Raw genomic sequence first — 19701 nt, forward strand, 5'->3', positions numbered from 1 at the left:
AGTATATTTGCAGTTTCTGTCATGATATTTAAGCCCGGTTGTCGGATGTTGACGGTGTGGCATCGTCATTTTCATCTGCATGCTCCAAATCCTGATGAATTTCACGGATGCAATCGAGCAAGCCCTGCCCGAGATCGACATGTTCGTTGAGCACCAGTTTACGGCCGATGCGTGGCTGGAATGCGTAAGGCGTAATCTCATAATGGTGCACGGTGTTGGCTTCATCGAAGTGAAGTGCTACCGGCCACGGCATGATTTCAGAAATCATCGTCATAACATCGCGGATGCGCAGTTTTTCCTGTCCGGTCAGAATTAAATGCCGGTTGGCGTATTCCGGTGCAAGCACCTGTACACTCATGCGTGCTGCATCTTCAACATGAATATATTCGCGCATGGCGTTGCCGCCGCCTTGGTAGGTGATGGTGCGATGGGTGATGGCTTCATGCAGCATGCGATAGATGCCGTTGCGTCGGTCGCTGCGTCGCCCGTACAGCGAGCCGTAACGCAGGATGTTGTATTCGAGTCCATAGCGTTCATGATAGGTTTCGGTGAAGCGTTCGGACGCCTGCTTGCTGGCCCGATAGAATGAACCGGATTCCGAATAAACATACACGCTGCTGGCGAACACAAAACGGCGTGCATTAGCCAGTCGGGCGGCTTCGAGCACGTGGGTGTTGCCGAGCACATTGATTGCGGCGGTTTCAACAGGTTTGTTATGCGCTTCATCGATATCGGCGATGGCGGCGAAGTTGTAGACAATATCCGCACCCTTAACGGCATCAATCACCTGTTGAATATCCATGATATTGCCGACGATCATTTCCTGATCCCCTTTCAGGAAAGGGGAGGGGCTGCGGTCGAATAAGCGTACTTTATAGCCCGCAGCGGAGAGTGCATCGGCGACATGGCTGCCGAGAAAGCCGCTCGCACCGAAAACGATGACTGTTTGTTTGGACGGGGAGAATATCGCGCTATCCGTCATTGATCAGGCCATTTTTGACAAGTCCGTGAAGTAAGTTTTCTGCAGCTTCCAGTTCCATACGCTGACGTGCTTCTTTGGCCAGCGAACCGACATGCGAAGACAGAATAAGATTGTCGCACTCGAACAACGCGCCCTGGTATGGCTCCTGTTCAAAAGCGTCGAGTGCTGCTGCACCCAGTTTGCCATTATCCAGCGCGATTTTAAGCGCCTGCTCATCAATCAGTCCACCACGGGCCGCGTTGATAACCAGTGTGCCGGATTTCATACGTGCAAAAGCCTGTGCGTTCAGCAGATGATGCAATTCGGCGCTGTAAGGTGTGTGCAGACTGATAATGTCTGCGGTTTCAAAAAGATGTTCCATCGTGACGAGCTTTACACCGGCTGGCACTTGGTCGATATGGGGGTCATGCGCAATAACATTGGCTTCGAAAGCCCGGCATAGTTTCGCCACGCGTTTGCCGATATGACCCAAACCGATCAGACCAACAGTCTGTGCGGCGAGTAAGCTACCCTGAGTGCGTGGCCATTCGCCTTTACGGATTTGCTGATCAGTCTTGCAGATTTGACGCAGACAGGCCAGTATGAGTCCCATAGTGAGCTCGGCGACGGCTTGCGCTGGTGCTTCTGGTGTGTTGAGTACAGTGACGCCTTTGTTTTTTGCGGCAGCCAGATCAACACTGTCCATGCCTGTGCCGCAGCGAGAAATGACTTTAAGGCTTTTTGCCGATTGAATGACGCGTTCAGTGAGTGGTTCGACACCTGCAATCATGCCGATAACATCTTCTCTCAGCAGATTTTCGGCTTCGTCTTCGGTCAGCCTGCGGCCATAAGGATTGGTGACGAGTTGTAAGCCTGCATGAATGAGGCGCTGGACGATCGGATTGTTATCGGTATCGAAGGAGGATGTGGATATGACGAATTTATGCATGTTAGCTGTGGGATTATTTATAATTTTGTACGTATCAATTGCAGGTGATTGCGACAGATGGAATCCAGAATGCGGATATCCAGACTGTACCCAAGGAAATTAAAACCAGATTCAATGCGCTGCTGCAATGCTTCCGGATTGGGTTCGATTACATGAATGCCGCCGGGTTTTTGGGCGCGTTGTCCCGCTTCCAGTATGCGGGTAATGGCAGTCTGCACATCAGGATGATCGATTTCCCCAGGGCGACCCATTGAGCCCGACAGATCGTAAGGACCGATAATATAGGCGTCAATGCCAGGAACGGACAGAATCGAATCAATCGCATTAACCGCGTCGATATGTTCGATCATGGCGACAATAACCGCGTTATGTTCCAGCCATTGCTGATAAGCCGGAAAGCTGGCACCAAAACCCTGTGCCCGGGCGAGGCCGACACCACGCGCACCACGCGGCGGGTAGTAAACTGCATCTATTGCCGCCTTGGCATCCGCGGCTGATTTGATCATCGGTACCATGATGCCCGTGGCGCCTGCATCCATGACACGTTTGATCTGATCAGGATGATTGGAAGTTAGTCGTACTATCGCCGGACATTGTCTGGCATCCAGCACCTGAATGATGCTTTGTACTTCGTTGAGTTCCAGGACGCTGTGTTCCATATCCAGCACCAACCAGTCGAAACCGGCCGTGGCCATAATTTCTGCAATGGCTGTGTGTCCCAGCGTTATCCAGGAACCGATGGTGACTGCGGATTGGGTGAGTTTTGATTTTAACTGCATTTTCTTAAATATATGAATTAATAGCTGGACAACAATGGATCATTTTCCATCAGTTTAGCAACGCGTGCCAGATCTGCCTCAGTATCAACTGCCTGAGTGTTGAATGTAGTCGGTACCATCTTGACTTTGTAGCCATGTTCCAGCAGACGCAGCATGTCAACAGATTCCAGCTGCTCCAGCGGAGTGGGTTGCAGATGGGTATATTTGAAAAGTAATTCACGGCGAAATGGGATAATGCATACTTGTTTATGCGCGACTGTTTGTCCGAAGCCGGTTTTAGCAAGTGTCGGTATGGGCTGACGGGACATATAAATGGCATTATTGGACTGGTCCATAACAACCTTAATGGTGTTGGGATCATGAAAATCCGTTTCCTGATCAATCTGGCGTACCAGATTGACGCAACCAAGCTCCGGATCATCTTTAAAAGGCGCAACTGCAGCATCAATCATGTCCGGGTGTGTCATCGGCTCATCGCCCTGTACCATGACAATTAAATCGGCATCCAGGTCAGCGACCGCTTCGGCAACCCGGTCGCTTGCGCGCTCATGTGTGTCAGCTGTCATAATGACGGGTGCGCCGAATTTTTCTGCTGCTGAACGAATGGCTTCGTCACAGGTTGCAATGTAGACAGCGTCCAGCGCTTTGCTTAAAGCCACACGTTTATAAATATGTTCTATCATGGGCCGGCCCAGAAGTGGCGCGATCGGCTTGCCTGGATAACGCGTGGAGCCCATGCGCGCGGGAATAACAGCGATTGTTTTCATTGATTCATTATAGCTTTGGAAAGTGTTGATTGAATTTAAACCTGCGTGTTTTTTTCACATAACGGGCTATTATCCGATTTATCTGCCGGATAGGGCAAATTTATTCGAAGGAAAACTGATGAGATTAAGAAATCATTTTTTTAGTTGCCGGATGGCTGCAGTTTTGAGTCAAGAATTGACTGTAACAGCTTGCTTTTGGTGGTTAGCTGGCAAAGTAATGACCACACGTGTAGAATTGACGCGGTTTGTTTTGTGGGCATTTCCGTGGTGTGGTTTATGCTGCAATTATCAGCAAAATTTTAAAATGTTCTCCATCTTTAATTCATTTACATTCATGTCCAGGGAATGAGAGCCCTATTTTTTCTTCGTCATTATAATGATATAGACCATATCACACCTGTGATTTACAAATGGGCGAAATCGGGACATCAATGCAATGTTGTTTTGATTGGTTCAATTAAATTTCGACGTGATTATCGCATTCAATTTTTAAAACAACTGCCCGGTGTGCATGTCGCGCATATCAGAGAAGTACTGGGCTGGCGGCGCTTTATCAAGTGGCGTCTGCAGATGTACATGCTAACCGGGAACGTCAGGCGCCTACCCTTATTAGGTGTATTGGCACAGCGCTTGTCCGAGCGTTATGATCAAAAGCGGCGTGAGCGGTTGTGGCGGCAAACAACCGAGGTATTGTTAACCCGGTGTTTTGAAAATACCAGTGGCGGCGTCATCACTTTTGACTGGGTTGAAAGAAATTCGGTTATCAGTGTTGAATGGATAAAGATTCTGATAGAAATGGCGCATGCCCGGAAACTTAGCGTAATATCGTTGCCGCATGGAGACAGTCCGCATATTAATCAGCTGATTCGCCGGGGTGAACGGCATATTGGGCCTGATACCGTGTTCTCGAACGCAAATATTTTTGATCGTCTGGTCGTGCCTAATGAGTTATGTGCAAAACGCTTTCGTCCGTTTCTCGATGAAAAAAAGATTGCTGTACTGGGCTCGCCGCGTTTTTGTGAAGAATGGCTGGCCAAACTGCCTGAGATATTACCGCCGTCACCCATAGCACGTTCAGACAGTCGGCTTAAAGTTGTCATCTTTCTAAGGAAAGCGAATTTTACCACTTTCTGGGAAGAAGTCGCTGAAGTTGTTCACATGATTGCGGAATTCCCTGGAACAGAAATAGTCATCAAGCCGCATACACGCAGCGGATGGAAGCAGTCTCTGACAAAAGATGAGACGATTAAACGCTTGTCGAATGTCAGTATTGCCGATGATCAAGCGCATTCGACACATTTGATGAACTGGGCGGATGTTATTATTGATCTGGCTACTTCTGTAATTTTTGAAGCAGTCAGAACGAAAAAACCCGTATTGGCTGCGGATTATCTGATTGCGGGAAGCTCGACCGTAGCGCATTACATGCCCGAAACGGAACTGCGTTGCCGGGATGATGTGTACGAAAAGATCAATCATTTTTTAACGCATGGTTGCGATCATTTTTATGATGAGACGCATCGTCAACACTTCTTGAACGAAATTCTGGATGTACCGAACGGAAACGTTTTGCAGCGCTATGTAGCGTTATTGCATGAATCAGCCGGAAAAATTGATCGAGATGAGGATCAATAAGCTAAACTGAGACGGTACAGATGTTCGCGAATTTCTTTAAAAATTGCGTGGTTGCAGTTTATCAATTAATCGGAGGTTTTACCCGTATCAGGGTAAGAGGTCTGCCGATAAGTATTGCCGTTGACCACTGGCGTGTTCTCAAACGGGCCAGAACTTATTCCATTAAGGAACCCGATACGCTGGACTGGCTGGATCAATTTAAGCCGGATTGCTGTTATTTTGATATCGGTGCCAATATCGGCCAGTATTCTCTGTATCCGGCGAAAAAATATGGCAAATCTGTTCAGGTCTACGCATTCGAGCCGCAAAGTAACAACTATTATTCACTGAATAAAAATATTTTTATCAACAATCTCGCGGCTTTTATTTCTGCCTATTGTATTGCGGTTTCTGGAAAAACTGAATTTTCTAAATTATATATTCCTAAATTCATACCGGGTGGGAATCGGTCCCAGTTTGGCAAAGAGGATGTCCGTTATTTGAAAAAGCCTGCAACCCATGTTCAGGGTATGTTTGGTGCGACATTGGATGATTTATGCAGTAAATGGGGTTTTCCCTATCCGAATTATATAAAGATTGATGTGGATGGCATTGAGGTTTCCATTTTAAAAGGTGCTGAGAATGTACTTAGGAATCCGCAATTGGTTTCTGTCATCATCGAGCTGGGTACGACAGAAGAACAGAATGAAGCAGTGCAGTTGATGAATGCAGCGGGTTTTCAGGTAAAACATAAAACGACCCGAAACTGGGGAGAAACCTGTTTTATTTTTGAAAGATAACAATGCACAAATTTCAGCAGGTCGTTGAATATAAAATCTACAAGACGAAAAAAGCGGAAAATGGCGTTTGTATCGATCGAAATATGTATTTTTGAGCCTGTTTTCTTGCATTGTAACGGGGAACGCAGATAGGTTTTCAACAACCTGTTAAGTTCGACCAAGCCAATTAATCCACTCGTTCATATGAAAGCACTTTTTTTTCTTCGTCACAATAATGATATAGATCATATTACGCCGGTAATCTTTAAGTGGGTTAATGCAGGCCATAGTTGTAATGTGATTTTAATCGGTAAATCTTCATTGGAAAGTGACTTTCGCCTGGTTTTTCTGAAACAACTCAAGGGCGTGAAGATAATTCATATCAGGAAATTGCTGTCCCGTTTCGACTTTGTGATGTGGCGATTTCAGACGCTGTTATTGGTTCGCAGTTCGCATGTATCATTTTTTGGGCCTGCTATCAGAGTGTTGGCCGGCATATATAATTTTGAAAAGCGGCAGTCCGTTTGGCTGCGCACTGTCAGGCATATTTTAGATTATGGCTTCGCTGCGGGTGAGCAGGGTGTCGTTGTTTTTGACTGGATTGAGCGCAATTCAGCGATTTGTGTCGAATGGGTTGCTGTTGTCATTGCACAGGCACGAAATAAAAAACTGGGAACTGTGTCGCTGCCACATGGCGACAGTCCCCATGCCAGCCAACTCATCCGTCACGGCGAGTGGTTTTTAAAACCTGATGTTTCGTTTTCGGCTGCAGGCATGTTCGATAAAGTTGTCGTGCCGAATGAACTGTGTTCTAAACGATTTCGTACACTACTACGCGATGATCAGATTGAAGTATTGGGTTCTCCACGTTACTGCGATGAATGGCTGACTAAGCTCAAAGAGATTATGCCGCCGTCCTCGTTAATGCGTTCTGACAGTCAGCTAAAAATTGTCATTTTTCTCAGAAAGGCGCGTTATACGACCTTCTGGGAGGAAGTTGCAGAAGTTGTACAGTTAATTGCTGCTTTTCCGAATATTGAGGTGATTATTAAGCCGCATACACGCGGCGGCTGGAAACAACCCCTGATTAAAAATACGGCGTTAAAAAAGCTTTCGAATGTCACTGTGGCGGATGGTGGGACGCACTCGATACATCTGATGAACTGGGCCGACGTTATTATTGATTTGGCAACTTCGGTAGTTTATGAGGCGATCAAAGCCGGCAAACCAGTTTTGTCAGCCGATTATTTACATGCAAGCCGGTCGGCTGCAGCTGTTTATATGCCGGAAACGGAGCTACGCTGCCGTGACGATGTGTATAAAATGATTGATACATTTCTGACGACGGGTACGTGCACCTTTTATAAAGAGCCACACCGTCAGCTCTTTATGCAAGAAATGATTGATGCGGGTGGAAAAGACGTGCTGTCCAATTATGTGGCTTTGCTGGAGCGTCAGGCGCAGCGTTTTTGATCCCGATGGTCGTTGATAATGCTCCGTGGATTGCCGGATTTTATGCAATCTACATTTAAATTATGGTCTGGGAATCTAACTTCAATCGGCTATCCATGCAAAAAATATACAATCGATTGTCCACTTTAATTCCTCTGAACAGTATGCAACGTGAAATTTTTATCCGTTTTGCGCTGCTATTTTTTTGTTTGATGCTTTGGGTAAAGAATTTTACGTATCTCTCATTTCCCATACTCGTTCTGGCATGGTTTCTGGACGGCGGTCTGAAAAAATTCAAACGACTATTACATGAGCCGCTCGTTCAGGCGATCCTGATATTATGTCTTGCACTTGCAGCCGGGTTGCTTTGGAGTGATTTTTCAGGAGATAACCGTCTGAAGTGGATGAAATATTTTGTACTGCTAATTTATATCCCCTTTTTTTCACTTTTGAATGCAGCACGGCTGCAATTTGTTTTCGTCACCCTGCTGACTGGTTATGCATGCGTTGTATCAATAGGGGTTCACCAATGGCTGCTCACAGGTGCGCAGGGAATTACACTGTTAAATATTTCTTACCTGGGTTTTTCGGCAATACTTGGAATCGGCGTCGTGGTGGCTGTTTATTTTGCAGGGGCTAGTCGTGCGGTTCTGTTCCGGGTGCTATTCTGGGTGATTGCTTTTTTACTTTTTTTTATACAATTCAATCAGAGTGCGCGCGGTCTTCTGATTGCAACATTGATTACAGTTTCTTTTTTGATATTTCTGCAATACCGGATAAACGTAAAAAAATATCTGATGTTGATGACGTCGATCATGCTTGTTTGTATTATTTTTGCTGTAAACAGCAGTGTATTTCAACACAGGATCGCACAATTTAAACAAGATATCGTGCAATTGCAGCAAGGAAATTATAAAACCAGTGTCGGATACCGGTTGGCAATATGGGATGTCGGGCTTGATGGGATCAGCAGACAACCGTTACTGGGGCACGGAACAGGTTCGCCGGCAAGTTACTTTGAAAGTAACATCTTGACATATAAGGGGGGTGTTTATAAAGAATTGCCGGAATTTCAGGATACGTCGCATTTTCATAATGATTGGATAGAAATGGGAATGCACCTTGGATTGCTTGGATTGCTTGTGTTTGCATTCCTTTTGTGGAGTTGGTATCGTTCCTTTAAAATATCCGGACTTTCAATTTTTGGAGCTGCATTGATGGTGTTTGTGTTCTTGGCAGGATTGACAGATACCTTTATGCTTTATAATAGAGCGCCGGTTTTGTTGTTGGTTGTTACGGCGATGTTTGTGAGCTGGCAGAACAAAATGAAAATTGACGCTGACAAGCTAAAATCGACAGTACATACTACGCTTATCGTTTGAAAGAACCCTCGATTATTCAATCAGCGAGTATGAATGTTTTTTCCGGGAGAATCAAATGGTTGATATAAAACCCCCCACTTCAGAAAACCCGAGCGTCATTGTGCCTGTGCACCCTGCCATAGAAGAGTATATGCGCGGTTTGGTCGAGAACACAGACCACCCTGTTTTGTTGGAAATGGAAGAACTGGCCGTACAAAAAAGCTTTCCAATTGTTAATAGACTGGTTGGAGTCTTTCTGGAGACACAGGCAAAAATGATCGGTGCCAAACATGTTTTTGAATTCGGCAGTGGTTATGGCTATTCTGCTTATTGGTTTGCACGTGCGGTTGGAACGGATGGGCGGGTCATCTGCAGTGATGGCAACGGTGAAAACAAGGGCCGTGCCGAACGGTTCCTCGCATCAGCCGGTTTATGGGATCGAATAGAATTCAATGTGGGCATGGCTGGCGATATTTTTGCCCAGACCGACGGCTCCTTTGATATCTGTTATAACGATGTCGACAAAGGAGAGTATCCGGAAATCTGGAAAATGGCAAGGGAGAGAATTCGTCCCGGAGGACTTTATATTGCCGACAATGTGTTGTGGCATGGTCGTGTGGCTGTTGAGAGTTATACGGATATTGTGCTGGGCTGGACAGAAGCAATTGTTGCGCATAATCAGATGATTTTTAATGATCCGGATTTTGATGCTTTCATCAATCCGGTGCGTGACGGTGTTATTGTCGCGCGCAGGAAAGATGGATAGTATAATGTTTTTAAATTAAATTCTTTTCTTGTAATCGATTTAATATCGTGGCGGTTTGCTGTATTAATTGATATAGTAACCACCTTCTGGAGAAGCAAGGCAGTCTCTATTTGAGGTGGTGTTGCGCTAAGATGCTTCAGAGTTTTAATCAGTTGAAAATTTAGAAATAAGGAAAAATATGCAGATTCATGTTTATGATACTTATGTGAAAGCCAAAGATGGACATATCATGCACTTTGATGTTTTTACAGCGGTTAAAGATGATCAAAAAGCCGTTGAATATGCGAAAGAATGGCTGACTTCCATTGATGAGGCTGATGCTGTCGTGACCAGTAAGGAGTGCAGTTTTTGTCATAGCCAGAGTGCGCCGCCGGAAGTAGTTGATGCGATCAACAAAGACGGTTACTACATCTACAAGATGGAAGGGTGTGCATAATTTATTCTTCTGAACTGGTCTAACCTGGCCAGTTCATTTTCTGAAAATTGAGTTTAATTTAGAAAGCTCAGTGATCTAATCAATCTCAAGGTTTCCATTATGAAGTATCGACAATTGAACAGGCTTTTTTTGACAGGCACTATTATTCTTTTATGTGGCGCGATGAGCTCACTTCAAGCATCTGAGCCCGAACTGCTGGGACAGCATGGTGATTGGACGGCTTATAAATTCATGGAGAACAATGGCAAAGTTTGCTATATGGTCAGTCAGCCCACAAAAGACCTGGGTGACTACACAAAACGCGGCGATATCTTTGCTTTAATAACACATCGGCCGGCAGAAGGCAGTAAAAATGTATTCAGTTATATCGCAGGTTATACCTATAAAGCAGGCAGTGAAGTTGCTGTCAGTGTCAATAATCAGAATTTCACTCTTTTTACACAGGATGATTCTGCCTGGGCACCGGATCAAGGTACTGATAACAAACTGGCTGACGCGATTAAGCGCGGAAATACATTGGTGGTTAAAGGTACTTCCTCGCGCGGGACGTTGACAACGGATACTTTCGGATTAAAAGGTTCTTCAGCTGCATATAAAGCGATTTCTGAGGAATGCGGCGTTAAATAAAATGGTAAGTTAGTACAAAAGTAAAGGCGCAGCATGCTTGTTGAGTAATCGATATTTATCCGCTGTCATGATATTGTTTCGAGTCAACGTCAGGATGATAATTGCGGGTGGAAGTGAAAGGAGCAATGTGTTACATGGGTGATAAAATAACAATTTATCAGAAGCCGACTTGCAGTAAATGTCGCGGCACACTGGCAATACTGGATGAAAGTGGTCAAGACTACGAATCCGTCAATTATTACGAAACACCTCTAACCGTCAATAAGCTGCGCGAATTGATTCAAAAACTAAATCTATCTGCGCGAGAGGTGTTACGTGCAGATGAGGCTGCAGCGCGTGATTTGGATTTAAATGCAATCCCGGATGATGATTTGATTAAACTGATGGTCGATAATCCGGATTTGATGCAACGTCCGATCGTTGTGCGCGGTGATGAAGCGCGAATATGCCGCCCGCCTGAAAATGTCAAGGACTTGCTGTAATTGATGAAAAAACCGCATATGACAGACACGTCATATGCGGTTTTTTTGGACTAAGTACTTATCCTTAATCCGTCAGTCCTTTTATGGTTACTTTTATTCTGCAGTTTCTTCCTGTGATTGCGGCTTCTGCTTTACTGGCGCACTCGTTGTAATTTGCTTGTTTACACGTGCTGGCAGTTTTTCTCGAATGCGCGCAGATTTTCCTGAACGGTCTCTCAGATAGTAAAGCTTTGCCCGGCGAACATCACCGCGGCGTTTAATTTCTATGCTTGCAATGAGTGGCGAATAAGTCTGGAAAGTACGTTCTACACCTTCTCCACTGGATATCTTGCGAACTGTGAATGCCGAATTTAAGCCGCGATTGCGTTTTGCAATGACAACGCCTTCATAAGCTTGCACCCGTTTGCGGTCTCCTTCAACAACATTGACGTTGACTATAACCGTGTCCCCCGGCGCAAAGACGGGTATTTCTTTGTTTAAGCGACTGATTTCTTCCGCTTCTAATTGACTAATCAAGTTCATAACATTTTCCTATTTACTGTTTATTTTGTCTGGTCCTTGCAGGATTTTTTAAATTCTTCAAGAAGATTTTCTTCTTCTTTTGTAATGCCTTGTGTTTCTTTTAGTTTAATTAAATCCGGGCGTTTCAACCAGGTTTTGCCCAAAGCCTGTTGTAAACGCCAGCGGCGTATATTAGCATGGTTGCCCGATAACAATACTTCCGGAACGCGACTGTCATAATAATTTTCAGGACGGGTGTAGTGCGGATAGTCCAAAAGCCCGTTCACAAATGAATCCTGAGTTGCTGATTCAGGGTCGCCCAGTGTTCCCGGAATCAATCTTATTATACTGTCAATTAATACCATGGCTGCAAGTTCGCCACCTGATAATACATAGTCGCCAATTGAAATCTCAGTATCCACTTGACGACTAATCAAACGCTCGTCAATTCCTTCATATCGCCCGCAGAGTAATATGATGCCTGGCGATTGGCTTAATCGCTCCACCATTTTATGATCAAGTCGCTGGCCCTGCGGAGACATGTAAATGACTTCCGTATTATCGATGCCAAGCGCTTGTTGCCGCTTTCTGGCATTGACGATGGCATCTTCCAGTGGTTTAGCCATCATGACCATGCCAGGCCCGCCGCCATACGGGCTGTCATCAACTGTGCGATAGTTATCTGCGGTAAAATCGCGCGGATTCCATATATTAAGATGGAATAGATTGTTTTTGTTAGCTTTTCCTGTTACTCCATGTTCTGTAATGGCGTCAAACATATCCGGAAACAATGTAATGGCATCGCACTCATAGGGCATTGCACTAAACCTCAATAATCCGGACTCCAGTCCGGACTCCAGTCAACAATGATGCGACCGCATTTCAAATCTACTTTTTTTATGAATGTTTGCTCAATGAACGGAATCAGTAATTCTTGTGAGTCAGATTCACCGTTTTGTACACGTAACACGTCATTTGCGCCTGTTTCAAATAATCCAATTACTGTCCCAAGCTTTTCGTTATATAAATTAATGACTTCGGTGCCAATTAGGTCAGACCAGTAGTAGCCTTCCTCTCCATTTTCCGATAATCCGGGAAGCGTATTTCGAGGAATTGCAATCTGCATTCCTTTCAATTGTAGTGCCTGTTCCCGGTTATCGCATTCTTTTAATTTTACATCCAGCAGGTTGCCATTCGCGCGGCCGGTAATTAGCTGCATTTCATGCCAGTGATTATTGTTTTTACCTAACCACCATGATTCGTAACCCAGCAATCCATCGGATTCTTCCGTATATGGATAAACTCTTATCCAGCCATGTATCCCAAAAGCATTGGCCACATGTCCCATGATAATCATGGCAGTCATGTGTTCTGCAGGATTTTTGTTACGCGTTATTTGCAGGTGCCGCCTTGTTCGTTGCCGCAAATTGCTTTAACAGTCTGTTGACAGTGCTGGACACTTGCGCACCTTGTGATTGCCAGTAATTGACCCGTTCAAGGTGTATACGCAAAGTCTCTTCGCCACCAATTGCTCTAGGGTTGTAAAAACCAACACGTTCAATAAATCTACCATCTCGTGCGTCACGGGAATTCGCAACAACCATATTAAAAAACGGGCGTTTTTTTGCACCACCGCGTGCCAATCTAATTATGACCATAATTTTGTCTGTTTGCCTTATGAAAACAAATATACTGAATTTGTGTAACCCTCAATTCTACATGCAATTTCAAAGTGAAAGCAAGTTTTTGTCTTGTTCTGACAATGCCAAGTAGAAGTGTCTATGACAGCGAACGCATTAATTCGCGGGCGGTACATAAATCTTGCCAGGCTTTGGCTTTTTCTGGCAGCGCACGTAATAAATACGCGGGGTGGTAAGTGACGATCAATGGGATGCCTGAAAAACTGTGAATCTTGCCCCGTAAATTGGCAATGCTGTCCTGGCTTCCCAAGAGGTTTTGTGCGGCCACTTTTCCAAGTGCTACAATCAGCTTTGGTTTGATCAATTCAATTTGTCTGGCAAGATAAGGGGCGCATTGCCGTGCTTCATCCTCGCCAGGATTTCTGTTATTGGGCGGGCGGCATTTGACGATATTGGTAATATATACGTTATGTCCGCGTTTAAGCTGGATGGCTGCCAGCATGTTGTCCAGTAATTTTCCGGCTTGTCCGACGAAAGGCTCTCCAACGGCATCTTCTCTGGCGCCGGGTCCTTCGCCAATATATATCCAATCTGCATTTCTGTCGCCCACGCCAAAAACGGTTTGTGTGCAACCCTGTCTGAGCGGACAGGCAGTGCAATTGGCGACAGTTGAAGCCAATTGTTCCCAGTCCATTTGTCCGATTTCCGGCTTCTGTCTGTCAACGTGTACTGGCGCATCTGTTTGCGCTTGCTCGGTAACGGCCACCTTTGTCGGCGCTTGATGCGCTGCTGCTTCTGGCCTTAAACGCCATAGTGGGGTTAAACCAAGTTCTTTAAGAACGATTCTCCGGTGTGCATTCATAGCACTAACCGCATTACCAGAGCGTCTTCACGTCCGCACATCGCCGGATAATAACCTTTGCGAGTAGCTATTTGTTGGAAGCCTAATTGTTTATAGAGTTTGGCGGCCCCATGGTTTGACTCGCGAACATCCAGAAGCACTGATTTTGCATGTTCCTCGTCGGCGAGTTGAATCAGGTATTTTAGTAACTTTTCCCCCAATCCCTTTTTCTGCCATTGAGCGCCTATGCCAAACGTCAGAATATGTGCCTCGTCCGGTCCCACCATCATAATACTGTAACCAAGAATGGCACTTTTTTCTTCCATTACCCGACAAAGATAACCTGCTCTTATCGAGCTTGCAAAATTTTCCAGAGACCATGGAAACAGGAAAATTTCACGTTCAAGCAGTATAATTTGACTTAAGTCGGATTCACGCATCACTCTGATGTCGGGATTAAGTTGTGTGTCGGAGTTCATCGTTCACTTTCTTTTAGTGCAACTTTATTTCGCAGATAAACCGGCGCGGCTTGAGCGGGGTCCGTATGAAAATCACTGATACCCTTGGCTGCTGCAAGTTGGGCAATTTCTTGCGCATGGGGATAACACGTATAATTTATTTTTATAAGATTCTGATTGTAGCATTCCGATAATATCCGATCATAAATATCAAAGCCGCTGCCGCAACCGATCCACTGTGACCCAGGCAATGCAGGCGCATGCTGCGGTTGACAGAGGATAGGTTTGCTGACGGTGTGCCAGTTGTTCTCTTGTCTTATATAAGCCGCATGATAAATTTCCCCCATTCGCGCATCTATTGCAACGATGATTTTATCGTGTGTATTTTGGTGCGCAATTGCTTGTAGCGTGCTGATCCCAATCACTGGCAAGCTGGCGGCAAATGCAAGCCCCTGCGCAACACCACACGCAATTCTAAGGCCGGTAAATGAGCCGGGTCCGGCGCCAAAGGCCAGGCCGTCGATATCCGTCAGTTCGAGTCGGCCCTTATTTAATATTTCCCGAATCATCGGAAGTAATAATTCAGAATGCCGATGCCCGGCGAGTGTTTCTGTTTTGCCGGTTTCACCATCAAGATAAAGTGCAACCGAGCAGTATTCTGTTGAGGTGTCAAAAGCGAGAATTTTCAATTTGATGCGGTGTAATGATTAAATGACCCTGGCTTCAGTGTAACTGCCAACGGTCTAATATAATATAACGAATACCCTGGTCGGTTTGTTTTGATTGCATTAGCAGCCATTCTTTAACGGGCCATTCAATCGGTTGAAGTGTCTCAGGAGGGGGGTAGAGGGTGGTTTTTCGCACAAGTGTAATATGGGGTTTGTAGGCGCGGTCGTCAAATTTAAATCCGGCATCGCGCAGCGTGTTTTTTATTGCATCCACTAATGAAAATAATTCTGGCGGATAGGTGTCAGCATGTGCGTAAATGATTTGATTGCGTTTCCAGAACCTGGTTTTTTGGATTGTCAGATCAAAACGTTTTCCGGTGATATTCGTGACTGCTGTGCGCAGCAGATCAATTTTATCCATTTTTGTCTCGCCAAGAAATAATAAAGTGAGATGGATGTTGTCCGGTTTAATGCAGCGTCCACCCCATTCTATGGCCAGTTTTTTTGCCAGATTGCCCAGTTGTTTTTGTATAGTATTTGCGGGTTGAACTGCAAAAAATAAACGTGCAGGTTTGTGATTGTCTGTTTTTAATAGCTTAGTTTTCACGCATTAGCCGGTTCGGTTAATCAGGCATACGGCTTCTGCCATGATGCCTTCTTTGCGTCCTATAGCACCCAGGTGTTCCGCGGTCTTGGCCTTTATATTGATGTTGCTTTCGGGCATGGAGAGATCTTGTGCAATATTTGAAATCATTGCGGGGATATGCGGCGCCATCCTGGGTGACTGCGCAGTAATGGTGGCATCGATATTAATGATTTCGTACCCCTGTTCCTGGAGTAATTGGCGAACATTGCGTATTAACACGCGGCTGTCAATGTTCTCATACTGTGCGTCTGTGTCAGAAAAATGTCTGCCAATGTCTCCCAAAGCGGCGGCGCCCAGTAAAGCGTCGCAAAGTGCGTGAAGCAGCACATCCGCGTCGGAGTGGCCCAGTAAACCTTTATCATGCGGAATGGTGACACCCCCTATGATCAATTTGCGGTTTTCAACTAACTGGTGCACATCAGAACCCTGACCAATTCGTATAGCATTCATTGAGGTCTCCTTTTTTGTATGATGAGCTTAGCAAGTTCAAGGTCCTGAGGATAGGTTATTTTAAAATTATAGTCTTTGCAGTGAACAAGCCTGGGACGAAGCCCCATAGCTTCAATTGCGCTGGCGTCATCAGTTATATTCATATGGATTGTTTTGTTCAGCGCATCAACGAGCGTCTGGTAGCGAAACATTTGCGGTGTCTGGGCCTGCCATAGATGCTCCCGTGATTCTGTTTGTCTGACATAATTATTTGCATCGCTGCGTTTCAGTGTGTCCGCCACAGGTACCGCCAGCAGTCCGCCAACAGGGTCACCGGCAAGTTCATCCATGAGCTGGTTGAGTTGACTTTGCATGAGTAGCGGACGTGCCGCATCGTGGACCAGAACCCAGTCATTGGGTTCAACGGTAAATTGCCTGGGTACAGCCGCTAATCCGTTGAGTACGCTTTGCGCGCGTGTTTCACCGCCGCAATAAAGCACAGTGAGCTTGTCTGAAAATTCATCCCAGTCATATTTCTGCCATTCGGGGTCCTGTGGCGACAGCACGACGAAGACGCGGGTAATTTTATGCGATTGACATAATGTTTTGACCGCATGATAAATCATGGGCCTGGCGGCAAGTGTCAAATACTGTTTGGGCAACTGATTTTCCATTCGTGACCCATACCCGGCAGCCGGGATAAGTGCAAAATAATTCGGCATCAAATTGATTGTGAGCGGTTGTTGGAATTTTTGAAATTCAATTATCCCGGTATTTTAATAAAGAATTGCGCGTTGCGAAATGAATAATGCAATGTTATGCATTGAAGACCTGTGCATAGTTTAAAGGCATGACTGATTCATTTCAGATTACAATGCGTATTTTTGAACGATATCAATATAGGTGGGTACGATGGAAGTAGAACATATTAATGCCCTGGCTGAGCAGCTGGGCGACCTGAACATCCGTGCGAATGAGCTGCGGAGGTATCTTTGACTACGATAGTAAAAAGTTAAAACTCTTTGAATTAAATAGATTACTTGAAGACCCGGGTATCTGGAACGATGCCAAACAGGCCGAGGAAGTAGGGCGCGAAAAAAAATCCCTGGAAGATGTGGTTTTGACATTGGAGTCGATGGATCATCAAATCAATGATGCGCGTGAATTATTTGAACTGGCAAGAGAAGAGTCGGACGAAGAAACGTTTAGCAGCATTGCGGCTGACGTAAACGAGCTGGAAGAAATAGTCGCGAAGCTGGAGTTTCGCCGAATGTTTTCGGATCCCATGGACCCCAGTAACTGTTTTGTGGATGTGCAATCAGGATCGGGCGGTACGGAAGCCCAGGATTGGGCCGCGATGCTGGAGCGCATGTATCTGCGGTACTGTGAGCGGCAGGGGTTGCAGGTTGAAATACTCGAAGAATCGCAAGGCGATATTGCAGGCATCAAAAGCGCCAGTTTAAAGGTAACCGGTGAATACGCCTATGGCTATTTGAGAACGGAAACCGGTATACACCGTCTGGTCAGAAAATCACCGTTTGATTCGGGTAATCGCCGTCATACATCGTTTGCAAGCATTTTTGTTTATCCCGAGGTTGATGAAACGTTTGATGTTGAGATTAATCCTGCGGATTTGAGAATTGATACTTTCCGTGCTTCGGGTGCGGGCGGTCAGCATATCAATAAAACCGATTCTGCGGTACGGCTTACGCACAACCCGACAGGCATCGTGGTGCAGTGCCAAAGCGGGCGCTCTCAGCACAAGAACAAGGCGGAAGCGATGTCGATGCTGAAATCCAGACTGTATGAAGCGGAACTGCGCAAACGTAACGAAGAAAAACAGAGTATTGAAGATTCAAAAACCGATATCGGCTGGGGACACCAGATACGCTCCTATGTGCTGGATCAGTCGCGCATCAAGGATTTGCGCACGAACGTGGAAACCGGCAATACCCAGGCAGTGCTGGATGGCGATCTGGAAAGCTTTATTATGGCCAGCTTGAAGCAAGGGGTAAAGTAAAAAATTTGAGCGGTGTTTTGGCAGATGATACCGTTGAAAAACTATTCTGAGCTGCTGCGGCGTTAAAGTAGTTTCAGTGCGAAACTTTGCATTCAATAATTTTTCCAGTAATCTGGCTAAATAGCTGATGAGACAGACAGTGCTGTCATCATTTTCAGATCTGACTATCGTTTCATTTGGGATGATATACAGTTAGCAAACCCGGCAACCATAACAACTTTGTTGCTGTTAATGCCAAAAGTATGGAAGATATACGGAAACTATATAATTACTTGTTAGCTCCAAAAAGAGGATCAAATGAGCACTAAAGGAACAGATGTAGCAACCATTATTGGAAAAGGTCTTTTGGGTGCTATTCCATTTGTTGGGCCATTGGCTGCTGAGATTATTGGTGCGGTCATTCCAAACCAAAGAATAGACCGAATTGAATCTCTCCTGAAATTACTAGAATCTAAAATACCAAAAGAAGATAGGGAGAAGGTAGAACAAAGAATTGTTTCTCCAGAATCAGTTGATTTAGTTGAAGACAGCTTCGTTCAAGCATCTCGCGCACTATCTGAAGACCGGAAAGAATATATAGCGTCATTATTGAAGAACAGCTTAACGGATGACGAGTTAAAACACATAGAGTATAAGCGGTTACTGTCAATTCTTGGTGAGTTAAACGATCTTGAGGTGCTCATTTTAAAATCTCAAACTTTGCATCGTGGGCAACCTGAGCATGATGAATTTTGGTCTGCTCATGAAGATGCATTGAAACAACCTTTAGCGCATATGGGATCAACACAGGTAGAAATTGACAAACACACGATTTATCAGACACATAAATTACATTTAGCCAATCTTGGCTTGCTTAAAGCAAGGTTCAAAATACCGAAGCGAAACGAGTTTCCTGAGTTTGATGAAAAAACGGGAATGATTAAAGCTCAAGGCTACGACATTACTGGGTTAGGTAGGTTGTTACTTCGAAGTATTGATCAAGGTGGTGAGTTATAGAGCTAACAATCACATGTACTCGGACAGTAAAAAGCGCCGCTCTTTCCTGATATTTTAGAAGATATTAGGGTCAGGTCTATATAAGAAGTTCGACTGACGAATATAGTTACTCACAGATTGCTGTGTTCTTTAACATGCATTTCACAACTGTGGGTAAAATTGTTCGAGCAGCAAAAGCGAATAGTGGTAAAAAGAGGGGATAGTTTGATGTCAAATGCGCGGAGGCTTTTAATATAGACCCTTATTTTGTTTAAACACGGCTTGGAATGCTAGAAACGCAACAGACAAAGATACTGATGAGTGTAGTCAAGCCAATTTCGAAAAGTGGCGGCCCCTTATTTCAAACGTTTGCAGAAACTCCCGCGTGATGACAAAATGCACACATTTGTGCTATTCTTTGTTCAATGAATTTCTACAATTGGAATGCGGAGAAAAATGAGCAGTTAATTGCGGAAAGAGGCGTTTCTTTCGAAGAAATCGTTTTCTATATCGAAAATGGCGGTCTACTCGATGAAATTGCTCACCCCAA

24 protein-coding genes are annotated in these 19701 nt (G+C 45.1%); 10 read left to right on the forward strand and 14 right to left on the reverse strand.

Features of this window, described 5'->3' with window-relative positions; all coding sequences use genetic code 11:
* Nucleotides 1-28 precede the first annotated feature (28 nt).
* Genes C8R11_RS12625 through C8R11_RS12640 form a run of 4 tightly spaced genes read right to left on the reverse strand, consistent with a single transcriptional unit; the run spans nucleotide 29 to nucleotide 3456 of the window.
* Nucleotides 29-982: an NAD-dependent epimerase/dehydratase family protein gene (locus C8R11_RS12625; protein ID WP_107796012.1), complete on the reverse strand. Its 954-nt coding sequence runs from the start codon at nucleotides 980-982 to the stop codon at nucleotides 29-31.
* Nucleotides 972-1910, reverse strand: coding sequence for a phosphoglycerate dehydrogenase (locus C8R11_RS12630; RefSeq protein WP_107796013.1), 939 nt, complete (start codon nucleotides 1908-1910; stop codon nucleotides 972-974). The genes C8R11_RS12625 and C8R11_RS12630 overlap by 11 nt, the downstream gene beginning before the upstream one ends.
* 17 nt (nucleotides 1911-1927) lie before the next feature.
* Complete coding sequence (locus C8R11_RS12635; RefSeq protein ID WP_107796014.1) at nucleotides 1928-2689, reverse strand: HpcH/HpaI aldolase family protein; 762 nt, start codon at nucleotides 2687-2689, stop codon at nucleotides 1928-1930.
* A 17-nt stretch (nucleotides 2690-2706) separates the two neighbouring features.
* Nucleotides 2707-3456 (reverse strand): 3-deoxy-manno-octulosonate cytidylyltransferase, encoded by a 750-nt coding sequence (locus C8R11_RS12640; RefSeq protein WP_107796015.1) that lies wholly within the window; start codon nucleotides 3454-3456, stop codon nucleotides 2707-2709.
* Nucleotides 3457-3900: 444 nt separating this feature from the next.
* Between C8R11_RS12640 and C8R11_RS12650 the strand changes: the two genes are divergently transcribed.
* From C8R11_RS12650 to arsC, 8 genes are all read left to right on the forward strand, one after another.
* Nucleotides 3901-5091 carry a hypothetical protein gene (locus tag C8R11_RS12650; protein ID WP_342352476.1) on the forward strand — a complete coding sequence of 397 codons (1191 nt, stop codon included), beginning with the start codon at nucleotides 3901-3903 and terminating at the stop codon, nucleotides 5089-5091.
* A 20-nt stretch (nucleotides 5092-5111) separates the two neighbouring features.
* The gene (locus C8R11_RS12655) at nucleotides 5112-5870 is read left to right on the forward strand and encodes an FkbM family methyltransferase (protein WP_107796018.1); all 759 of its coding nucleotides are present in this window, start codon (nucleotides 5112-5114) and stop codon (nucleotides 5868-5870) included.
* A gap of 183 nt (nucleotides 5871-6053) precedes the next feature.
* Nucleotides 6054-7322: a hypothetical protein gene (locus C8R11_RS12660; RefSeq protein ID WP_107796019.1), complete on the forward strand. Its 1269-nt coding sequence runs from the start codon at nucleotides 6054-6056 to the stop codon at nucleotides 7320-7322.
* A 143-nt stretch (nucleotides 7323-7465) separates the two neighbouring features.
* Nucleotides 7466-8683 carry an O-antigen ligase family protein gene (locus tag C8R11_RS12665; protein ID WP_244907677.1) on the forward strand — a complete coding sequence of 406 codons (1218 nt, stop codon included), beginning with the start codon at nucleotides 7466-7468 and terminating at the stop codon, nucleotides 8681-8683.
* A gap of 55 nt (nucleotides 8684-8738) precedes the next feature.
* On the forward strand, nucleotides 8739-9428 hold the full coding sequence (locus C8R11_RS12670) for an O-methyltransferase (RefSeq protein WP_107796020.1): 690 nt from the start codon (nucleotides 8739-8741) through the stop codon (nucleotides 9426-9428).
* Nucleotides 9429-9606: 178 nt separating this feature from the next.
* A complete protein-coding gene (locus C8R11_RS12675; RefSeq protein ID WP_090698904.1) occupies nucleotides 9607-9864 on the forward strand; it encodes a DUF2024 family protein in 258 nt (85 codons plus the stop codon).
* A 99-nt stretch (nucleotides 9865-9963) separates the two neighbouring features.
* On the forward strand, nucleotides 9964-10491 hold the full coding sequence (locus C8R11_RS12680; RefSeq protein WP_090698901.1) for an invasion associated locus B family protein: 528 nt from the start codon (nucleotides 9964-9966) through the stop codon (nucleotides 10489-10491).
* A 134-nt stretch (nucleotides 10492-10625) separates the two neighbouring features.
* Complete coding sequence (arsC, locus tag C8R11_RS12685) at nucleotides 10626-10973, forward strand: arsenate reductase (glutaredoxin) (RefSeq protein WP_090698900.1); 348 nt, start codon at nucleotides 10626-10628, stop codon at nucleotides 10971-10973.
* 93 nt (nucleotides 10974-11066) lie between these two features.
* On the opposite strand, the gene rplS is transcribed toward arsC, so the two are convergent.
* The 10 genes from rplS to ispD all read right to left on the reverse strand — a co-directional run bounded on the left by rplS (nucleotide 11067) and on the right by ispD (nucleotide 16878).
* Nucleotides 11067-11495 carry a 50S ribosomal protein L19 gene (gene rplS, locus C8R11_RS12690; protein ID WP_090698897.1) on the reverse strand — a complete coding sequence of 143 codons (429 nt, stop codon included), beginning with the start codon at nucleotides 11493-11495 and terminating at the stop codon, nucleotides 11067-11069.
* 20 nt (nucleotides 11496-11515) lie between these two features.
* Nucleotides 11516-12292 carry a tRNA (guanosine(37)-N1)-methyltransferase TrmD gene (gene trmD, locus C8R11_RS12695; protein ID WP_107796021.1) on the reverse strand — a complete coding sequence of 259 codons (777 nt, stop codon included), beginning with the start codon at nucleotides 12290-12292 and terminating at the stop codon, nucleotides 11516-11518.
* Nucleotides 12293-12303: 11 nt separating this feature from the next.
* Entirely contained in the window at nucleotides 12304-12840 is a 537-nt protein-coding gene (rimM, locus tag C8R11_RS12700; protein WP_244907678.1) for a ribosome maturation factor RimM, read from the reverse strand.
* A 19-nt stretch (nucleotides 12841-12859) separates the two neighbouring features.
* Complete coding sequence (gene rpsP, locus C8R11_RS12705) at nucleotides 12860-13132, reverse strand: 30S ribosomal protein S16 (protein ID WP_090698891.1); 273 nt, start codon at nucleotides 13130-13132, stop codon at nucleotides 12860-12862.
* Between the two features lie 121 nt (nucleotides 13133-13253).
* The gene (locus C8R11_RS12710) at nucleotides 13254-13976 is read right to left on the reverse strand and encodes a uracil-DNA glycosylase (RefSeq protein ID WP_107796022.1); all 723 of its coding nucleotides are present in this window, start codon (nucleotides 13974-13976) and stop codon (nucleotides 13254-13256) included.
* On the reverse strand, nucleotides 13973-14434 hold the full coding sequence (gene rimI / locus C8R11_RS12715) for a ribosomal protein S18-alanine N-acetyltransferase (RefSeq protein ID WP_107796023.1): 462 nt from the start codon (nucleotides 14432-14434) through the stop codon (nucleotides 13973-13975). Before rimI ends, C8R11_RS12710 begins: the two co-directional genes overlap by 4 nt.
* Nucleotides 14431-15102, reverse strand: a complete 672-nt coding sequence (gene tsaB, locus C8R11_RS12720; RefSeq protein WP_107796024.1) for a tRNA (adenosine(37)-N6)-threonylcarbamoyltransferase complex dimerization subunit type 1 TsaB — start codon at nucleotides 15100-15102, stop codon at nucleotides 14431-14433. The genes rimI and tsaB overlap by 4 nt, the downstream gene beginning before the upstream one ends.
* Nucleotides 15103-15136: 34 nt before the next feature.
* Nucleotides 15137-15688 carry an RNA 2',3'-cyclic phosphodiesterase gene (gene thpR / locus C8R11_RS12725; protein ID WP_107796025.1) on the reverse strand — a complete coding sequence of 184 codons (552 nt, stop codon included), beginning with the start codon at nucleotides 15686-15688 and terminating at the stop codon, nucleotides 15137-15139.
* A 3-nt stretch (nucleotides 15689-15691) separates the two neighbouring features.
* Nucleotides 15692-16177, reverse strand: a complete 486-nt coding sequence (gene ispF / locus C8R11_RS12730; RefSeq protein ID WP_107796026.1) for a 2-C-methyl-D-erythritol 2,4-cyclodiphosphate synthase — start codon at nucleotides 16175-16177, stop codon at nucleotides 15692-15694.
* Nucleotides 16174-16878: a 2-C-methyl-D-erythritol 4-phosphate cytidylyltransferase gene (gene ispD, locus C8R11_RS12735; protein WP_107796027.1), complete on the reverse strand. Its 705-nt coding sequence runs from the start codon at nucleotides 16876-16878 to the stop codon at nucleotides 16174-16176. Before ispD ends, ispF begins: the two co-directional genes overlap by 4 nt.
* A 190-nt stretch (nucleotides 16879-17068) precedes the next feature.
* Between ispD and prfB the strand changes: the two genes are divergently transcribed.
* Together prfB and C8R11_RS12745 are read left to right on the forward strand one after the other, a co-directional pair.
* A protein-coding gene (gene prfB, locus C8R11_RS12740; RefSeq protein ID WP_146159113.1) for a peptide chain release factor 2 occupies nucleotides 17069-18176 on the forward strand; the annotation gives its coding sequence in 2 pieces (ribosomal slippage) (nucleotides 17069-17149 and nucleotides 17151-18176; 1107 coding nt in all).
* A 297-nt stretch (nucleotides 18177-18473) separates the two neighbouring features.
* Nucleotides 18474-19172: a hypothetical protein gene (locus tag C8R11_RS12745; RefSeq protein ID WP_107796029.1), complete on the forward strand. Its 699-nt coding sequence runs from the start codon at nucleotides 18474-18476 to the stop codon at nucleotides 19170-19172.
* Nucleotides 19173-19701: the final 529 nt, after the last annotated feature.

Origin of the sequence: Nitrosomonas aestuarii (genome assembly GCF_003046585.1) — a bacterium.
Taxonomy (GTDB): domain Bacteria; phylum Pseudomonadota; class Gammaproteobacteria; order Burkholderiales; family Nitrosomonadaceae; genus Nitrosomonas; species Nitrosomonas aestuarii.

Coding starts and splice junctions, on each gene's coding strand:
- C8R11_RS12625 (WP_107796012.1), bottom strand. CDS start 982: ATGACGGATAGCGCGATATTCTCCCCGTCCAAACAAACAGTCATCGTT.
- C8R11_RS12630 (WP_107796013.1), bottom strand. CDS start 1,910: ATGCATAAATTCGTCATATCCACATCCTCCTTCGATACCGATAACAAT.
- C8R11_RS12635 (WP_107796014.1), bottom strand. CDS start 2,689: ATGCAGTTAAAATCAAAACTCACCCAATCCGCAGTCACCATCGGTTCC.
- C8R11_RS12640 (WP_107796015.1), bottom strand. CDS start 3,456: ATGAAAACAATCGCTGTTATTCCCGCGCGCATGGGCTCCACGCGTTAT.
- C8R11_RS12655 (WP_107796018.1), top strand. CDS start 5,112: ATGTTCGCGAATTTCTTTAAAAATTGCGTGGTTGCAGTTTATCAATTA.
- C8R11_RS12660 (WP_107796019.1), top strand. CDS start 6,054: ATGAAAGCACTTTTTTTTCTTCGTCACAATAATGATATAGATCATATT.
- C8R11_RS12665 (WP_244907677.1), top strand. CDS start 7,466: ATGCAACGTGAAATTTTTATCCGTTTTGCGCTGCTATTTTTTTGTTTG.
- C8R11_RS12670 (WP_107796020.1), top strand. CDS start 8,739: ATGGTTGATATAAAACCCCCCACTTCAGAAAACCCGAGCGTCATTGTG.
- C8R11_RS12675 (WP_090698904.1), top strand. CDS start 9,607: ATGCAGATTCATGTTTATGATACTTATGTGAAAGCCAAAGATGGACAT.
- C8R11_RS12680 (WP_090698901.1), top strand. CDS start 9,964: ATGAAGTATCGACAATTGAACAGGCTTTTTTTGACAGGCACTATTATT.
- arsC (WP_090698900.1), top strand. CDS start 10,626: ATGGGTGATAAAATAACAATTTATCAGAAGCCGACTTGCAGTAAATGT.
- rplS (WP_090698897.1), bottom strand. CDS start 11,495: ATGAACTTGATTAGTCAATTAGAAGCGGAAGAAATCAGTCGCTTAAAC.
- trmD (WP_107796021.1), bottom strand. CDS start 12,292: ATGCCCTATGAGTGCGATGCCATTACATTGTTTCCGGATATGTTTGAC.
- rimM (WP_244907678.1), bottom strand. CDS start 12,840: ATGACTGCCATGATTATCATGGGACATGTGGCCAATGCTTTTGGGATA.
- rpsP (WP_090698891.1), bottom strand. CDS start 13,132: ATGGTCATAATTAGATTGGCACGCGGTGGTGCAAAAAAACGCCCGTTT.
- C8R11_RS12710 (WP_107796022.1), bottom strand. CDS start 13,976: ATGAATGCACACCGGAGAATCGTTCTTAAAGAACTTGGTTTAACCCCA.
- rimI (WP_107796023.1), bottom strand. CDS start 14,434: ATGAACTCCGACACACAACTTAATCCCGACATCAGAGTGATGCGTGAA.
- ispF (WP_107796026.1), bottom strand. CDS start 16,177: ATGAATGCTATACGAATTGGTCAGGGTTCTGATGTGCACCAGTTAGTT.
- ispD (WP_107796027.1), bottom strand. CDS start 16,878: ATGCCGAATTATTTTGCACTTATCCCGGCTGCCGGGTATGGGTCACGA.
- C8R11_RS12745 (WP_107796029.1), top strand. CDS start 18,474: ATGAGCACTAAAGGAACAGATGTAGCAACCATTATTGGAAAAGGTCTT.